The sequence below is a fragment of the Serratia sp. X3 genome (assembly GCF_014982455.1).
Lineage (GTDB): Bacteria > Pseudomonadota > Gammaproteobacteria > Enterobacterales > Enterobacteriaceae > Serratia > Serratia ureilytica.
The window spans coordinates 1,668,638-1,682,263 of record NZ_JADCNB010000001.1 but is presented as its reverse complement, the minus strand read 5'-3'; the positions used below and the strand labels follow the sequence as shown (position 1 = coordinate 1,682,263).

Here is a 13,626-nt window from a genome sequence, read left to right as displayed (position 1 = left end):
CTCAGACGCTGGCCCCGTCGTAGCTGTGGATCTGTAACGCATCCAGCGTGACGTCAGGCACGCAGCGCAGGTTAACGGCGCACATCGCGGCGTCGTCCGGCGCGGTGCCGTAGGCGAAGGGCTGAGCGCCGCAGACTCGGCAGAACTGATGGCGGATCCGGTGCCGATTGAAGGTATAGGCGCTGAGTTGATCTTCACCGCTGTGCAGCGTGAAGGCTGTGAGGGGAAAGAACGACAGCAACAGCCCCTTGCGGCGGCAGATTGAGCAGTTGCAGCTGAGGGCTTCGGTCGGCAGTTCGGCGTCTACGGAGAAGGTAACGGCGCCGCAGTGGCAGCTTCCCTGGAATGACATGACGGTGATCCTGTGGCAGGAGGGCGGGTTTGCCCAGTTTGCCCAGTATAGTGCAATTTATCGCCATTTGGCCGTGCCGGGCGCGGTTTCCTTAATAAATGCGCGGTTTTCTGGTAGGTTAAGGTTTAACGTCATCAAAAGGAGATCGCGATGTTAGAGCATTACTATCCGGCAAACATGGGCGCCGAACCGGTCACGGACGAACAGCACAAGCGGCTGGTGGCGGTGCAGGCGGCGCTGGAGCTTATCAAGGCTACGCTGTCAGACACCAACGACGGCAACGGCGTTGATTTCCAGCTGAAGGCGGCGGAGAAGCACATCGGCCCGATGGCCGACGCTATTCAGGAAGCCCTGAAGTAACGGCTTGTCGTCAGCTAAACCGCCCGTCCCGGGCGGTTTTTTTTGCGGTTATTACAGCGAACTCCCGACCGAACGACGCCGGTTGCCAACCCTGGCGGAATAGGGTTAAATGTCATGATAACTGTATAAATAAACAGGTTTGCTGCGATGAGTCTGATATTGAAGGGTGAAAAGATTGACCGTAACCGCTTTACCGGCGAAAAAATTGAAAACGGCAACTTTATGCTGTGCGATTTTTCGGGCGCCGATCTGACCGGCACCGAATTCATCGGCTGTCAATTTTACGATCGCGACAGTCGACAGGGTGGTAACTTCAGCCGCGCGATCCTGAAAGACGCGAGTTTTAGAAGCTGCGATTTATCGATGGCCGATTTCCGCCACGTTGACGCATTGGGGTTGGAGATCCGCGAATGTCGCGCGCAGGGAGCAGATTTTCGCGGCGCCAGCTTTATGAATATGATCACCAGCCGCACCTGGTTTTGCAGCGCCTATATCACCAAGAGCAACCTGAGCTACGCCAATTTTGCCAAAGTGGTGTTGGAGAAATGCGAGCTGTGGGAAAACCGTTGGCACGGCGCGCAGGTGCTCGGCGCCAGCTTCAGCGGCTCCGATCTGTCCGGCGGCGAATTCTCCGGTTTTGACTGGCGCGCCGCCGATGTCACCCAGTGCGATCTGAGCAACGCGGAACTGGGCGAGTTGGATTTGCGCACCACCGATCTGCAGGGCGTTAAAATGGACAGTCACCAGGCCGCTCAACTGCTGGAACGGCTGGGGATCGCAATCATCGGCTGAAGGGGAGGGTTAACGCGATGGTTGGGCAAATAAGCGATTGAACGCTTGATCCGCGTCCACGGGAATGCGGCGTTGCATTACCGGGATAGTGAAACGCGGATCGCGCACAAAGTGCCGAGCTTGCTCGTTGAGCGGCACGACGGCGATCGCCAGATTGTCGTTAGCCTGCATGACGCCTTCCTGCTCGAACAGGGCGAATACCGGCGCGTGACGCGCGTTGCCCAATGAGCAAGCCGAAATCCAATAATCGCCGTCTTGGGCAAATTTGCACTGCACCGCTTGAGGGCCAATCGCGCTGATTTGTTTGGCTATCAAGGCGTTCGCGTTTTCCACATAGCTTGGCGGTGCCGGCTGGCAGCCCGCCAAACTGAGCGTCAGCGCCGTCAGCATCAGTGTTCTTTTGCCCATCATAGCCATCCTTGAGGTCATTTCCTGTAAAGTAAAATAATTATCCTAACAACGATAATGCGCCAGTGTCGAGAACAGATTGATTTATTAAGCTTTTATTTCTCTTTCATGACGATTAAGCGGTTTTCTTCAGTGTTATAGCAGGGAGTGGTTTCGCGTGAAGGGAAGAGCAGAACGCGGAATCGGCGGCTGTTTGCGCGTTCATGATCGGCCCCGGCGCGGCGAGTCCAAGCGTTCGTTATTTTTCACCCCGAACGCCGCGCAGATAACCCTGAGCTGGCGGCAGATGCAGGCGGTACTTTGCGGTAATAAATTTATGAGGCAGATGAATATAATTTAAAATATATCTTGATTAAATAATTTAGCTGTGTGTAAATAGCGTCATCGGTTTGTAGTACAGACCTTATGAAAGCAGTTTTAGTAAAGCAGTTCTCAGTATTAGCGATATCCCTCAGATACCTCTTCTTCCGCGAATTCTCTTCTCTAGTGCCCCATAAGTTTCCAATAAAAACAGACCTCTATCGCCATGTGGCGTCGCAAAAATATAAAGGAAATATCTCTATGTCCAATAAAATGACTGGTTTGGTAAAATGGTTTGATGCAGGTAAAGGCTTTGGCTTTATCACCCCGGCAGACGGCGGCAAAGACGTGTTCGTACACTTCTCCGCTATCCAGAGCAACGATTTCAAAACGCTGGACGAAGGCCAACAGGTTGAGTTCACTATCGAAAATGGCATGAAGGGGCCTTCTGCCGGCAACGTGGTCGCGTTATAATTTTTGGCCGAGGTGCAATTTCTTACGACAGCGATGAGGGTTTAAGCCGGAGCAGTTAAGCAATGAAATCCTCAGCCTGAATAAACTCCGGGTTCGCCCGGAGTCTTTCTCGATACGTCATTAGCTCAGCAGGAAGAGCGGCAGCGAAATTATTTGTTGGCGGACTGGGGTTCGATTCCTCGATGACGTTCCAATAATTAATGATTATTGGCAACAGAAAAACAGATTGCCGCAGAATTAATAACGCTGCGTTTCAGTCTATTTTTCTGTTGTGAAAAAGTCGCGCTTAGGCTGCGTAATGTTGGAGTGTGGGATGGACGCTTACGCCATAACATGACAGCCGGGAAAGTCACCGGCACACGATTAATAGCCCCGGCCTTGGCCGGGGTTTTTTATGCCCGCGATCTTAACGCTGCGAGTCCAGCAGTTCGTTATTTTTCACCACGTCCTGCGCCTTGAGGTAGCTCTCGATCAGCAGCTGATAGGGTGGTGATCACCGGCAGTTTGCTGAGGGTGGCGATGCTGGCGAGGGCGGCGGCGCGAGCGCGCAGTTCGGTCATCGGCATATCGGCGACGGTCTGAAACAGACCGCTTTGGTGGTCGATCAGGAGCATGACCGCGTCATTAGCATCAATAACAGGACGCTGGCCGTTGAAGTTGGCTGGAGTGCTCATGGTGTCTTCCTTTTTTCGTCGTGAGGTCAGAGGGTATCTTCTTTGATTGATAAGGCTGAAAATCAGCACTTGCCTACAGTGTAGGGAGAGGAGAGAAATCCGGTAGAGCCTAAAGCCGGGATGCATCGTTCCATTAATAGAACGACACTGCAGCAGGCGCGGGGGCCGGCGCTGGGCTAAACTTAAGGTGCATGAGAAACATGCGGCAAGGAACGCCATCCTGTTCATGGGTTTGACGCGGAGGGCCGCCGTCATGGCTTATCAGCATATCGTTGTCGCCACGGATCTCAGCGAAGACGCCGAGCTCCTGTTGGGCAAGGGCGCCAGGTTGGCCGCCGCGCTCCAGGCCAAACTTTCACTGATTTATATCGATATTCACCGCGCCGGTTATTATGTCGATCTGGGCGTGGGAGATTACAACTACACCGATCGCACGTTTTCGGAGCGGGTGAAGAATATGCTCAATGCAATCAAAGGGCAGTCTTCCTATCCGGTGGAAGAGGTGATCGTCAGCCGTGGCGCGTTGACGGAAGAGCTGAATCGGGTGGCGAAGGAAAAAGGGTTCGATCTGGTGATCTTCGGCCATCACCACGATGTCTGGAGCCGGCTGGTTTCTTCGGCGCGTCAGGCGATCAATGAGTTGAACGTCGATCTGCTGGTTGTCCCCATCGAGAAAAAATAGTCGCGGCCGCCGGCGGGCGGCTGCTATTTCATTCGCATCGCTTATCTCTGAGCGGCCATAACTGTCTATCTGCAATAATCCCGCTGGCTGACAATCCGCCAGGAAAATAGTGACTGGCCGCAATTTTATTATCTCCATCAATATGTTGGCCAAAATCCGATAAAGATTAACCCAGCGCATTGAAATGACTCGCATACCTCCTTTTGGTTAATAAACCGCACGTTTTGACTGGCTCTCAGGGAGCCTGCGTCTTATCCTCGGGGCAATGAGATTTGTATGACTTATATAAATGCGTTTACATGGAGGAGGTCTCATGCGTTTTGACAATAAAGTCGTGGTTATCACCGGTGCGGGCAATGGCATGGGGGAAGCGGCGGCGCGCCGTTTCTCCGCCGAGGGCGCCATTGTGGTGCTGGCCGACTGGGCCAAGGAAGCGGTAGACAAGGTTGCCGCTTCGCTGCCGAAGGGCCGCGCGATGGCGGTGCATATCGACGTTTCCGATCACGTGGCGGTTGAAAAAATGATGAACGAGGTGGCGGAAAAACTTGGCCGCATCGACGTCCTGTTGAACAACGCCGGCGTACACGTGGCGGGCAGCGTGCTGGAAACCAGCATCGACGACTGGCGTCGCATCGCCGGGGTCGATATCGACGGCGTGGTGTTCTGTTCCAAATTCGCCTTGCCGCACTTGCTGAAAACTAAAGGCTGCATCGTCAATACCGCATCGGTGTCCGGCCTGGGCGGTGACTGGGGCGCGGCCTATTACTGCGCGGCGAAAGGCGCGGTGGTTAACCTGACGCGCGCCATGGCGCTGGATCACGGCGGTGACGGCGTGCGCATCAACTCGGTCTGCCCGAGCCTGGTTAAAACCAACATGACCAACGGCTGGCCGCAGGAGATCCGCGACAAGTTCAATGAGCGCATCGCGCTGGGGCGTGCGGCGGAGCCGGAAGAAGTGGCGGCGGTGATGGCGTTTCTGGCCAGCGACGACGCCAGCTTTATCAATGGCGCCAACATTCCGGTCGATGGCGGGGCGACCGCCTCGGACGGCCAACCGAAGATCGTCTAAGCGTTAATGCGCAGGCCCGGCCATTATGACCGGGCCTGTTGTTTTAGACGCCGATGCGATCGCGCAGCGTGTAGTAGGCCGCGCCGATGGCGGTGAACGGGATCTGCAGATTGCGTCCGCCGAAGAACGGCAGGTGCGGCAGCTTGGCGAAGGCGTCGAAGCGTTCGGCGTCGCCGCGCATCAGCTCGGCGATCAGCTTGCCCGCCAGATGGGTACAGGTCACGCCGTGGCCGCTGTATCCCTGCATGTAGTACACGTTATTCTCCAGCCGGCCGAACTGCGGCATGCGCGACAGCGTCAGCAGGAAGTTGCCGGTCCAGCGATAGTCGATACGCACGCCTTTCAATTGCGGGAAGGTCTTCAGCAGCTTCGGCCGGATCAGGTTATCGATGTCATCCGGATCGCGCGCGCCGTACACCACGCCGCCGCCGTACAGCAGACGATGATCGGCGGTGATGCGGTAGTAATCCAGCAGGTAGTTGCAGTCCTCCACGCAGTAGTTCTGCGGGATCAGCGCCTGCGCTATCTCCGGCGCCAGCGGTTCGGTGGCCACCACCTGGGTACCGCACGGCATGCTGCGCTTGGCCAGCCGCGGCTCCAGCTTATCGCCCAGATAGGCATTGCCGGCGACGATGACGAAGCGCGCCTTCACCTGGCCATTGGCGGTGCTGATGAGCGCCGGTTCGCCGTGGCGAATGTTCGTCACCGCCGATTGCTCGAAGATGCGCCCGCCCTGCAGGCGAATCGCCTCGGCCTCGCCCAGCGCCAGATTGAGCGGATGGATGTGGCCGCCGCTGTGATCGAGCAGCGCGCCGACGTATCGATCGCTGGCGATCTCCTGGCGCACCCGGTCCGCGTCGAGCAGCTCAAGCTGGGTATTGCCGTAGCGCTCCCAGTTGCGTTTTTGCTCGATCAGCGCATGGAACTGCTTGTTGTTCAGGGCGGCGAAGATGCCGCCGGGGCGGTAGTCGCAGTCGATGGCGTAGCGGCTGATGCGGCTGCGAATGATCTCCGCGCCTTCGAACATCATGCTGCCGAGCAGGCGGGCGCTTTCCGCGCCGTAACGCTCTTCAATCACATCGATGTCGCGGCTGTAAGAGTTGACCAACTGGCCGCCGTTGCGGCCGCTGGCGCCGAAACCGATGCGCGCCGCTTCCAACACCACCACGTCGTAACCGGCTTCCACCAGGAACAGCGCGGAGGAGAGGCCGGTATAGCCGCCGCCGATCACGCAGACGTCGCATTCGATCGATTCATTCAGTTGCGGATAGGGCTGATGTGCGTTGGCCGTGGCCGCATAATAGCTTTTTACGTGTTCAGTCATGATGTAAGCCCTTATTCCAGCGAGATCCAGGTGGTTTTCAATTCGGTGAATTTGTCCAGCGCATGCAGCGATTTGTCGCGGCCGTTGCCGCTTTGCTTGTAACCGCCGAACGGCACGGTCATGTCGCCGTCGTTGTAGTTGTTGACGAACACCGTACCGGCCTTCAGTTGGCGCGCCATGCGGTGCGCGCGCGCCAGATCGCGGGTCCAGACCGCGGCACCGAGGCCGTAGTCGCTGTCGTTGGCCAGCTGCAGCGCCTGTTGCTCGTCGTCGAACGCCGTCACCGCCAGCACCGGGCCGAAGATTTCATCGCGCGCTACGCTCATGGCATTGTCCACCTGGGTGAGGATGGTCGGCCCCAGATAGCCGGCGTGGTCGCCCTGCGGATGGTCGCGCCCGTCGAGGAACAGCGCGGCGCCCTGGCTCAGCCCCCGATCGATATAGCCGGCCACTTTCTCGCAGTGGCCGCTGTCGATCAGCGTGCCCATCACCGTGGCGGGATCGAGCGGGTCGCCGGGCACGAAGGCCGCCGCGTGTTTGCGCAGCGCCTGCAGGAACGCTTGCTCAATGCTCGCTTCGACCAAAAGGCGAGTGCCGGCGATGCACACCTGCCCCTGATTGTAGAAGATGCCGGCGGCGGCGCTGCGGGCGGCCTGATCCAGATCCGGGCAGTCGGCGAAGACGATGTTGGCGCTTTTGCCGCCGGCCTCCAGCCAGACGCGTTTCATGTTCGATTCGCCGGCGTAAATCATTAGCTGTTTCGCCACCAGCGTAGAGCCGGTAAAGGTGAGGGCGTCGACGTCGCGGTGCAGCGCCAGCGCCTTGCCGGCATCGTGGCCGTAGCCGGGCACCACGTTCAGCACGCCGTCCGGCAGCCCGGCCTGTTGCGCCAGTTTGCCGAGCAGGATGGCGCTCAGCGGCGATTTTTCGGAGGGTTTGAGCACCACGCTGTTGCCGGCGGCCAGCGCCGGGCCGAGCTTCCAGCAGGCCAGCAGCAACGGGAAGTTCCAGGGCACGATGGCGCCGACCACGCCGATCGGCTCGCGTTCGATCAGCGCCAGCGCGTCGCGACCGGTAGGGGCGATTTCGCCGTACACCTTATCGATCGCTTCGGCGTACCAGCGGATGCAGCGGATAGCGCCCGGCACGTCGTCGCGCAGGCTGTGACGAATCGGTTTGCCGGTGTCCAGCGTTTCCAGCAGCGCCAGCTCTTCGTGATGCTGTTCCATCAGCTCGGCGAAGCGCAGCAGCGTGGCTTTGCGCTGCGCCGGCGCGGCCTGGGCCCAGTCGCCGCGTTCAAAGGCGGTGCGCGCCGCGCTGACCGCCCGATCGATGTCGGCGGCTTCGCCGCGCGCGACCTGCGCCAGCTCACGGCGACCGGCGGGATCTTCGACGGCGAAACGTTTCCCCGCGGCGGCCGGCTGGTAGCGGCCGTCGATAAACAGCTGGTGCTCAATCTTCAGGGCCTGCGCCCGTTGTTGCCAATACTGCAAATGGTGAAAGTTCATGCCTGGCTCCGTTGATCAGAATGTCGTCGGCGTATGGGCGCTGATAATCCGGCAAATGCGCGCCGACGTGTTGCTGAAACTGTGGGGGATGCCGGTATTGATGGCGTAGCTCTGCCCGGCCTGCAGGTGATAGCTCTGGCCGTTGACCTGCAGCACCACTTCGCCTTCCAGCAGCGTGCCGATCTCTTCCCCCTGGTGTTTGATGCGCTCGCCGGTGGTGGTGCCCGGTTCGTAGGTCTCGATCATCATTGCCAGCGTGCGATTCGGATCGCCGTTATGGATCAGCTTCATCGATACGCCCTGGCTGCCGATCTCGATCAGGTCGTCGTTGTCTATAACGATCTGCGGCTCCGTCGGTTTTTCCGGTTCGGCGAAAAACGCCGACAGCGACAGACCGTATACCGTCAGCAGCTTTTGCAGCGTGCTGATGGCCGGGCTGACCTTGTCCTGCTCGATAGTACTGATGGCGCTGTGGGTTAACCCAGACAGTTCGGCGACCCGGCGCTGCGACAACCCCAATTGTTGACGGATCTGCGACAGACGTTTTCCCGGTGCCAAGCTGACGTCGCTCATGGGCGTTTTTCCTTTTGATAGTTCCGACAGGCGGTAATGAAACCATCAAACAACAGGCGCGACAGGGCGTACTCGTCGCTGTTCCACTCCGGGTGCCACTGCACGCCGAGCGCGAAGGGCTGATCGCGCACGCTGATCGCCTCCACCAGCCCGTCGGCGGCGTGCGCCTCGATGCGAACGCTCGCGCCCAGGGTTTTGGCGCCCTGGCCGTGCAGCGAGTTCACCCAGAATCTGTTGCAATCCGGTATCAGTTGCGAAAGCAGCCCCCCTTCCTGAACGGTGACCTCGTGGGCGGGGGCGTATTGCTGTTCCAGCGGCAGGTCGTGATCTTCACGATGCTCCAGCAGCTCGGGCAGTTCATACAGGCGGCGATGCAGGGTGCCTTGGGTGGCGACCACCATTTCCTGCATGCCGCGGCAAATGGCGAAAAGGGGAATGCGCCTGTCGAATGCCTGGCGGATCAGCGCCTGGCTCAACGCGTCTCGGCCAGGATCGGCGTCAGGCTCATCGCCGTTTTCACCATAAAGGTGCGGCTGCACATTACTGGGGCTGCCGGGCAACAGAATGCCGTCGAGGCGCGGCAACAGTTCCGCCAGCATTTCCGGCTCCGCCAGCGCGTGCGGCAGGGCGATCGGCAAGCCGCCGGCGGTGATAACGGCATTCAGGTACTTTTCTTGCAAGGTCTGTGTGAGGTGCCCGTTTAACCTATACCTGCACATGACGACGCCGATGACTGGTCTGTTAAATATATTGTCCATGCTATCCCCTTGGTACGTTCGAAATTATGAACGATAAGCTTCTCCACCGCCGATTTCGTTCAATATTCTATAAATCTAGCAGTCGATTGGCCAATATTCAAACCAAAAGTAACACTTGCAAAACAAATTTGTTTCATCTACGTTTCAATTGTGGGCATTATATTGAACAATACGGTCAATAAACATCGACGACAGCAAAACACAAACGGCGGGTGAACCATGCAGACCAACATCGTAGAAGTGGAAAACTTTGTTCAGCACAGTGAAGAGAGACGAAGTAGCGCGTTCCAGCGCGAAGTGAAGAAGTACCTGGAACGTTATCCGTTAACCCAACATGTCGACGTCCTGTTGACCGATCTGAACGGCAGCTTCCGCGGTAAACGCATCCCGGTCGGCGGTCTGAATAAGCTGGAAAAAGGCTGTTACTTCCCGGCGTCGGTATTTGCGATGGATATTCTCGGCAACGTGGTGGAAGAAGCCGGGTTGGGGCAGGAGCTGGGCGAGCCGGATCACGTGTGCGTGCCGGTACCGGGCACGCTGACGCCGTCGGCGGCGGATCCGCAATATATCGCGCAGGTGCTGCTCACCATGTTGGATGAAGATGGCACTCCCTTTGACGTTGAACCGCGCAATGTGCTGAACCGAGTGTGGCAGCGTTTGCGTCAGCGCGGGCTCTCCCCCGTGGTAGCGGTAGAGTTGGAGTTCTATCTCATCGATCGTCAACGCGATGCGGAAGGCTATCTGCAGCCGCCGTGCGCGCCGGGCACCCAGGAGCGCAACACCCAAAGCCAGGTGTACTCCGTCGATAACCTGAACCATTTCGCCGACGTGCTGAGCGAGATCGACGAACTGGCGCGCTTGCAGGGCATTCCGGCGGACGGCGCGGTGGCGGAGGCGTCGCCGGGGCAGTTCGAGGTCAACCTGCACCATACCGATGATGTGCTGCAGGCCTGCGACCATGCGTTGGCACTGAAGCGCTTGGTGCGCATGGTGGCCGAGAACCACAATATGCAGGCGACCTTTATGGCCAAGCCGTATGAAGAGCACGCCGGCAGCGGCATGCATGTGCACATCAGCATGCTGAATGCGCAAGGCGACAACGTGTTCGCCGATGACGACGGCGAAGATTCGGCGCTGCTGAAACAGGCGCTGGCGGGCATGATCGCCCTGATGCCGTCCTCGATGGCGCTGCTGGCGCCGAACGTCAACGCCTACCGCCGCTTCCAGCCCGGCATGTATGTGCCGACCCAGGCCTCCTGGGGACATAACAACCGCACCGTGGCGCTGCGCATTCCCTGCGGCGATCGCGATAACCACCGGGTGGAGTATCGCGTGGCGGGCGCCGACGCCAACCCGTATCTGGTGATGGCGACCATTCTGGCCGGCATCGTCTACGGCCTGGAAACCGCCTTGCCGCTGCCTGAGCCGGTGACCGGCAACGGGCTGGAGCAGGACGGGCTGCCGTTCCCGATCCGCCAGAGCGACGCCCTGTACGAGTTCGAACACCAGCCGGTGCTCAATGCGCTGCTGGGCGAACGCTTCAGCCATGTCTACCTGGCCTGCAAAACCGATGAGCTGGTGCAGTTCGAGCGCCTGATCACCGAAACCGAGATCGAGTGGATGCTGAAAAACGCCTGATCCCGCTCGCCCAACCATGACCGCGCGCGTCCGGCGCATTTCATCGGCTCTCCTGTGGCCGGTGAGGCTGCGCGCTGCGGTACAGAATTTCTTCTATCACGGCGTACAGGACGCCGACGAGGAAATAACCATGACTCAGTCATCCCCCTGCGCAGACGTTTGCCTGTGCCGCAGTGCCGACGGGCCGGTCGTCGGCCGCCCGACAGCGATCCCAACCCGTTTTTCCCGCCGCCTGAGCAGCAGTTTCCCCGCGGCCTCTCTGAATGACGTTGCACGGTTGACAGCAGAGGACCAAAAGGGGAAATGCCATGACGACTAAAGCCATCGACGGCGGCCTGGCGGGCAAACCGCAGCTGCGCAAATCCCTCAAGCTGTGGCAGGTGGTGATGATGGGCCTGGCCTATCTGACGCCGATGACGGTGTTCGACACCTTCGGCATCGTCTCCGGCCTCACCGACGGCCATGTGCCGACCTCCTACCTGCTGGCGCTGGCCGGCGTGCTGTTCACCGCCATCAGCTACGGCAAACTGGTGCGCCAGTTTCCCACCGCCGGCTCTGCCTATACCTATGCGCAGAAGGCGATCAATCCGCACGTCGGTTTCCTGGTGGGGTGGTCGTCGCTGCTGGACTATCTGTTCTTGCCGATGATCAACACGCTGCTGGCCAAGATCTACCTGACCGCGCTGTTCCCGGAGGTGCCGCCCTGGGTGTGGGTGGTGGGCTTCGTGATTCTGATCACCGCCATCAACCTGAAAAGCGTCAATCTGGTGGCCAACTTCAATACCCTGTTCGTACTGGCGCAGGTGGCGATCATTTTGGTGTTCATCTATCTGGTGGTACGCGGCCTGCACAACGGCGAGGGGATGGGCACGGTGTGGAGCCTGCGGCCGTTCCTCAGCGAGAATGCGCACCTGCTGCCGATCATTACCGGCGCCACCATCCTGTGCTTTTCGTTCCTCGGCTTCGATGCGGTGACTACGCTGTGCGAAGAGACGCCCGACGCCGCCAAGGTGATCCCGCGCGCCATCTTCCTGACCGCGCTGTACGGCGGGGTGATCTTTATCAGCGTGTCGTTCTTCATTCAGCTGTTTTTCCCGTCCATTCAACGCTTTCACCAGCCCGACGCCGCGCTGCCGGAGATTGCGCTGTACGTCGGCGGCAAACTGTTCCAGTCGATCTTCCTGTGCGTGACCTTTATCAATACGCTGGCCTCCGGCCTGGCGTCGCACGCCAGCGTGTCGCGCTTGCTGTACGTGATGGGGCGCGACAACGTGTTCCCGGAGAAATTCTTCGGCTATATCCATCCCAAATGGCGCACGCCGGCGCTGAACGTGCTGATGGTCGGGTTGGTGGCGTTGTCGGCGCTGTCGTTCGATCTGGTGACCGCCACGGCGCTGATCAACTTTGGCGCGCTGGTGGCCTTTACCTTCGTTAACCTGTCGGTGATCAGCCACTTCTTTATTCGCGAAGGGCGCAACAAAAGCTGGAAGGATCGTTTCAACTTCCTGTTCCTGCCGTTGGTGGGGGCGCTGACGGTGGGCGTGCTGTGGCTGAATCTGGAGAAGAGCTCGCTGACCATGGGATTGATCTGGGCGACGCTGGGCTTCGGCTATTTGGCCTGGCTGACCCGGCGTTTTCGCCAACCGCCGCCGCAGCTGGAGCGGCAACCGCAGCAATAAATTCACAGGCGGGAGTTTCCCGCCTTCCTTTTTGGCGCGAGCGGCAGTAGAGTGAAAAACCTGATAAAAAATAACCTATTGGACCTGCCTTATGCCCGTTTTGCCCTCGCGTACCCGCGCCACGCTGTTCGGTTTGTTGGCCATCGTGCTGTGGAGCAGCGTCGTCGGCCTGATCAGAAGCGTCAGCGAAGGGCTGGGGCCTGTCGGTGGCGCGGCGATGATCTACAGCGTCAGCGCGGCGTTCTTGCTGGTGGCGCTCGGCGTGCCGAAATGGCGCAGCTTTCCGCGGCCTTATCTGATCGTCGGCAGCCTGCTGTTCGTCAGCTACGAGATCTGCCTGTCGCTGTCGCTCGGCTACGCCAATACCCGCCTGCAGGCGATAGAAGTGGGCATGATCAACTACCTGTGGCCCTGTTTCACCGTACTGATGGCGCTGGCGCTCAACGGGCAAAAGGCGAAATGGTGGCTGCTGCCGGGGCTGTTGCTGTCGCTGTTCGGCATCGGCTGGATCATGAGCGGCGAGGGCGGCTGGTCACCGGCGCAGATGCTGGCCAACGTGCGCAGCAATCCGCTCAGCTATACGCTGGCGTTCAGCGGCGCGGTGATCTGGGCGCTGTATTGTAATCTGACCAAGAAGATCGCCCGGGGCAGCAACGGCGTGGTGCTGTTTATCGCGCTGACCGCGCTGGCGCTGTGGCTGAAGTACGCCTTCAGCGCGGAAAGCGGCATGCAGTTCAGCGTCGGCGTGACCGTGACGCTGCTGTGCGCCGGGGTGGCGATGGGGGCGGGGTATGCCGCCTGGAACGTCGGCATTCTGCACGGCAACATGACGCTGCTGGCGACCGTCTCCTATTTTACCCCGGTGCTGTCGGCGGTGTTCGCCGCGCTGGTGCTGCACACCTCGCTGACCGTCAATTTCTGGCAGGGCGTGGCGATGGTCACCCTGGGTTCGCTGATCTGTTGGCGGGCAACTCGCGGAAATTAACGGAAATTATCCGCCATCGCCGCAATGTTGAACTAGAATTTAACTAGCCA

Annotated in this window: 14 protein-coding genes and 2 pseudogenes; 9 read left to right on the top strand and 7 right to left on the bottom strand. The window is 59.2% G+C overall.

Annotated features, from left to right (window positions below; translation table 11 throughout):
* Position 1 precedes the first annotated feature (1 nt).
* Positions 2–352, bottom strand: a complete 351-nt coding sequence (locus IMX17_RS07975; RefSeq protein WP_182264613.1) for a GFA family protein — start codon at positions 350–352, stop codon at positions 2–4.
* A 150-nt stretch (positions 353–502) separates the two neighbouring features.
* Between IMX17_RS07975 and IMX17_RS07970 the strand changes: the two genes are divergently transcribed.
* Entirely contained in the window at positions 503–712 is a 210-nt protein-coding gene (locus IMX17_RS07970) for a hypothetical protein (protein ID WP_004941260.1), read from the top strand.
* A 147-nt stretch (positions 713–859) separates the two neighbouring features.
* The gene (locus IMX17_RS07965) at positions 860–1,504 is read left to right on the top strand and encodes a Qnr family pentapeptide repeat protein (protein WP_046898567.1); all 645 of its coding nucleotides are present in this window, start codon (positions 860–862) and stop codon (positions 1,502–1,504) included.
* A gap of 9 nt (positions 1,505–1,513) precedes the next feature.
* On the opposite strand, the gene IMX17_RS07960 is transcribed toward IMX17_RS07965, so the two are convergent.
* Positions 1,514–1,894: a hypothetical protein gene (locus IMX17_RS07960; protein ID WP_227414476.1), complete on the bottom strand. Its 381-nt coding sequence runs from the start codon at positions 1,892–1,894 to the stop codon at positions 1,514–1,516.
* 579 nt (positions 1,895–2,473) lie between these two features.
* On the opposite strand from IMX17_RS07960, the gene cspA reads away from it, so the two are divergent.
* Positions 2,474–2,686 (top strand): RNA chaperone/antiterminator CspA, encoded by a 213-nt coding sequence (gene cspA / locus IMX17_RS07955; RefSeq protein WP_004941268.1) that lies wholly within the window; start codon positions 2,474–2,476, stop codon positions 2,684–2,686.
* A gap of 114 nt (positions 2,687–2,800) precedes the next feature.
* Positions 2,801–2,879: pseudogene (locus IMX17_RS07950) on the top strand.
* 259 nt (positions 2,880–3,138) lie between these two features.
* Here IMX17_RS07950 and IMX17_RS07945 read toward each other — a convergent pair.
* Positions 3,139–3,360: pseudogene (locus IMX17_RS07945) on the bottom strand (hydrolase); the annotation flags it as partial.
* A 253-nt stretch (positions 3,361–3,613) separates the two neighbouring features.
* On the opposite strand from IMX17_RS07945, the gene IMX17_RS07940 reads away from it, so the two are divergent.
* A complete protein-coding gene (locus IMX17_RS07940; RefSeq protein ID WP_182264612.1) occupies positions 3,614–4,042 on the top strand; it encodes a universal stress protein in 429 nt (142 codons plus the stop codon).
* A gap of 313 nt (positions 4,043–4,355) precedes the next feature.
* Positions 4,356–5,111, top strand: coding sequence for an SDR family NAD(P)-dependent oxidoreductase (locus IMX17_RS07935; RefSeq protein WP_016928044.1), 756 nt, complete (start codon positions 4,356–4,358; stop codon positions 5,109–5,111).
* Between the two features lie 43 nt (positions 5,112–5,154).
* Here IMX17_RS07935 and IMX17_RS07930 read toward each other — a convergent pair whose 3' ends face one another.
* The 4 genes from IMX17_RS07930 to puuD are packed head-to-tail and all read right to left on the bottom strand — an operon-like array spanning position 5,155 to position 9,274.
* Complete coding sequence (locus tag IMX17_RS07930) at positions 5,155–6,435, bottom strand: FAD-binding oxidoreductase (RefSeq protein ID WP_046898564.1); 1,281 nt, start codon at positions 6,433–6,435, stop codon at positions 5,155–5,157.
* 11 nt (positions 6,436–6,446) lie between these two features.
* Positions 6,447–7,943: an aldehyde dehydrogenase PuuC gene (gene puuC / locus IMX17_RS07925; RefSeq protein WP_182264611.1), complete on the bottom strand. Its 1,497-nt coding sequence runs from the start codon at positions 7,941–7,943 to the stop codon at positions 6,447–6,449.
* A 15-nt stretch (positions 7,944–7,958) separates the two neighbouring features.
* Positions 7,959–8,516 (bottom strand): HTH-type transcriptional regulator PuuR, encoded by a 558-nt coding sequence (puuR, locus tag IMX17_RS07920; protein ID WP_046898562.1) that lies wholly within the window; start codon positions 8,514–8,516, stop codon positions 7,959–7,961.
* On the bottom strand, positions 8,513–9,274 hold the full coding sequence (gene puuD / locus IMX17_RS07915; protein ID WP_193549587.1) for a gamma-glutamyl-gamma-aminobutyrate hydrolase: 762 nt from the start codon (positions 9,272–9,274) through the stop codon (positions 8,513–8,515). Before puuD ends, puuR begins: the two co-directional genes overlap by 4 nt.
* A 219-nt stretch (positions 9,275–9,493) precedes the next feature.
* Between puuD and IMX17_RS07910 the strand changes: the two genes are divergently transcribed.
* From IMX17_RS07910 to yddG, 3 genes are all read left to right on the top strand, one after another.
* On the top strand, positions 9,494–10,912 hold the full coding sequence (locus IMX17_RS07910; RefSeq protein WP_015377637.1) for a glutamine synthetase family protein: 1,419 nt from the start codon (positions 9,494–9,496) through the stop codon (positions 10,910–10,912).
* Between the two features lie 308 nt (positions 10,913–11,220).
* Entirely contained in the window at positions 11,221–12,591 is a 1,371-nt protein-coding gene (locus IMX17_RS07905; protein WP_046898560.1) for an APC family permease, read from the top strand.
* A 91-nt stretch (positions 12,592–12,682) separates the two neighbouring features.
* Positions 12,683–13,576, top strand: coding sequence for an aromatic amino acid DMT transporter YddG (gene yddG, locus IMX17_RS07900; protein WP_046898559.1), 894 nt, complete (start codon positions 12,683–12,685; stop codon positions 13,574–13,576).
* Positions 13,577–13,626: the final 50 nt, after the last annotated feature.

Excerpts from the sequence above, each read along its gene's own strand:
- IMX17_RS07940 (WP_182264612.1), top strand. The coding sequence starts at position 3,614 with ATGGCTTATCAGCATATCGTTGTCGCCACGGATCTCAGCGAAGACGCC.
- puuD (WP_193549587.1), bottom strand. The coding sequence starts at position 9,274 with ATGGACAATATATTTAACAGACCAGTCATCGGCGTCGTCATGTGCAGG.
- IMX17_RS07960 (WP_227414476.1), bottom strand. The coding sequence starts at position 1,894 with ATGCTGACGGCGCTGACGCTCAGTTTGGCGGGCTGCCAGCCGGCACCG.
- IMX17_RS07930 (WP_046898564.1), bottom strand. The coding sequence starts at position 6,435 with ATGACTGAACACGTAAAAAGCTATTATGCGGCCACGGCCAACGCACAT.
- yddG (WP_046898559.1), top strand. The coding sequence starts at position 12,683 with ATGCCCGTTTTGCCCTCGCGTACCCGCGCCACGCTGTTCGGTTTGTTG.
- puuR (WP_046898562.1), bottom strand. The coding sequence starts at position 8,516 with ATGAGCGACGTCAGCTTGGCACCGGGAAAACGTCTGTCGCAGATCCGT.
- IMX17_RS07975 (WP_182264613.1), bottom strand. The coding sequence starts at position 352 with ATGTCATTCCAGGGAAGCTGCCACTGCGGCGCCGTTACCTTCTCCGTA.
- IMX17_RS07935 (WP_016928044.1), top strand. The coding sequence starts at position 4,356 with ATGCGTTTTGACAATAAAGTCGTGGTTATCACCGGTGCGGGCAATGGC.
- IMX17_RS07905 (WP_046898560.1), top strand. The coding sequence starts at position 11,221 with ATGACGACTAAAGCCATCGACGGCGGCCTGGCGGGCAAACCGCAGCTG.
- cspA (WP_004941268.1), top strand. The coding sequence starts at position 2,474 with ATGTCCAATAAAATGACTGGTTTGGTAAAATGGTTTGATGCAGGTAAA.
- IMX17_RS07970 (WP_004941260.1), top strand. The coding sequence starts at position 503 with ATGTTAGAGCATTACTATCCGGCAAACATGGGCGCCGAACCGGTCACG.
- puuC (WP_182264611.1), bottom strand. The coding sequence starts at position 7,943 with ATGAACTTTCACCATTTGCAGTATTGGCAACAACGGGCGCAGGCCCTG.
- IMX17_RS07910 (WP_015377637.1), top strand. The coding sequence starts at position 9,494 with ATGCAGACCAACATCGTAGAAGTGGAAAACTTTGTTCAGCACAGTGAA.
- IMX17_RS07965 (WP_046898567.1), top strand. The coding sequence starts at position 860 with ATGAGTCTGATATTGAAGGGTGAAAAGATTGACCGTAACCGCTTTACC.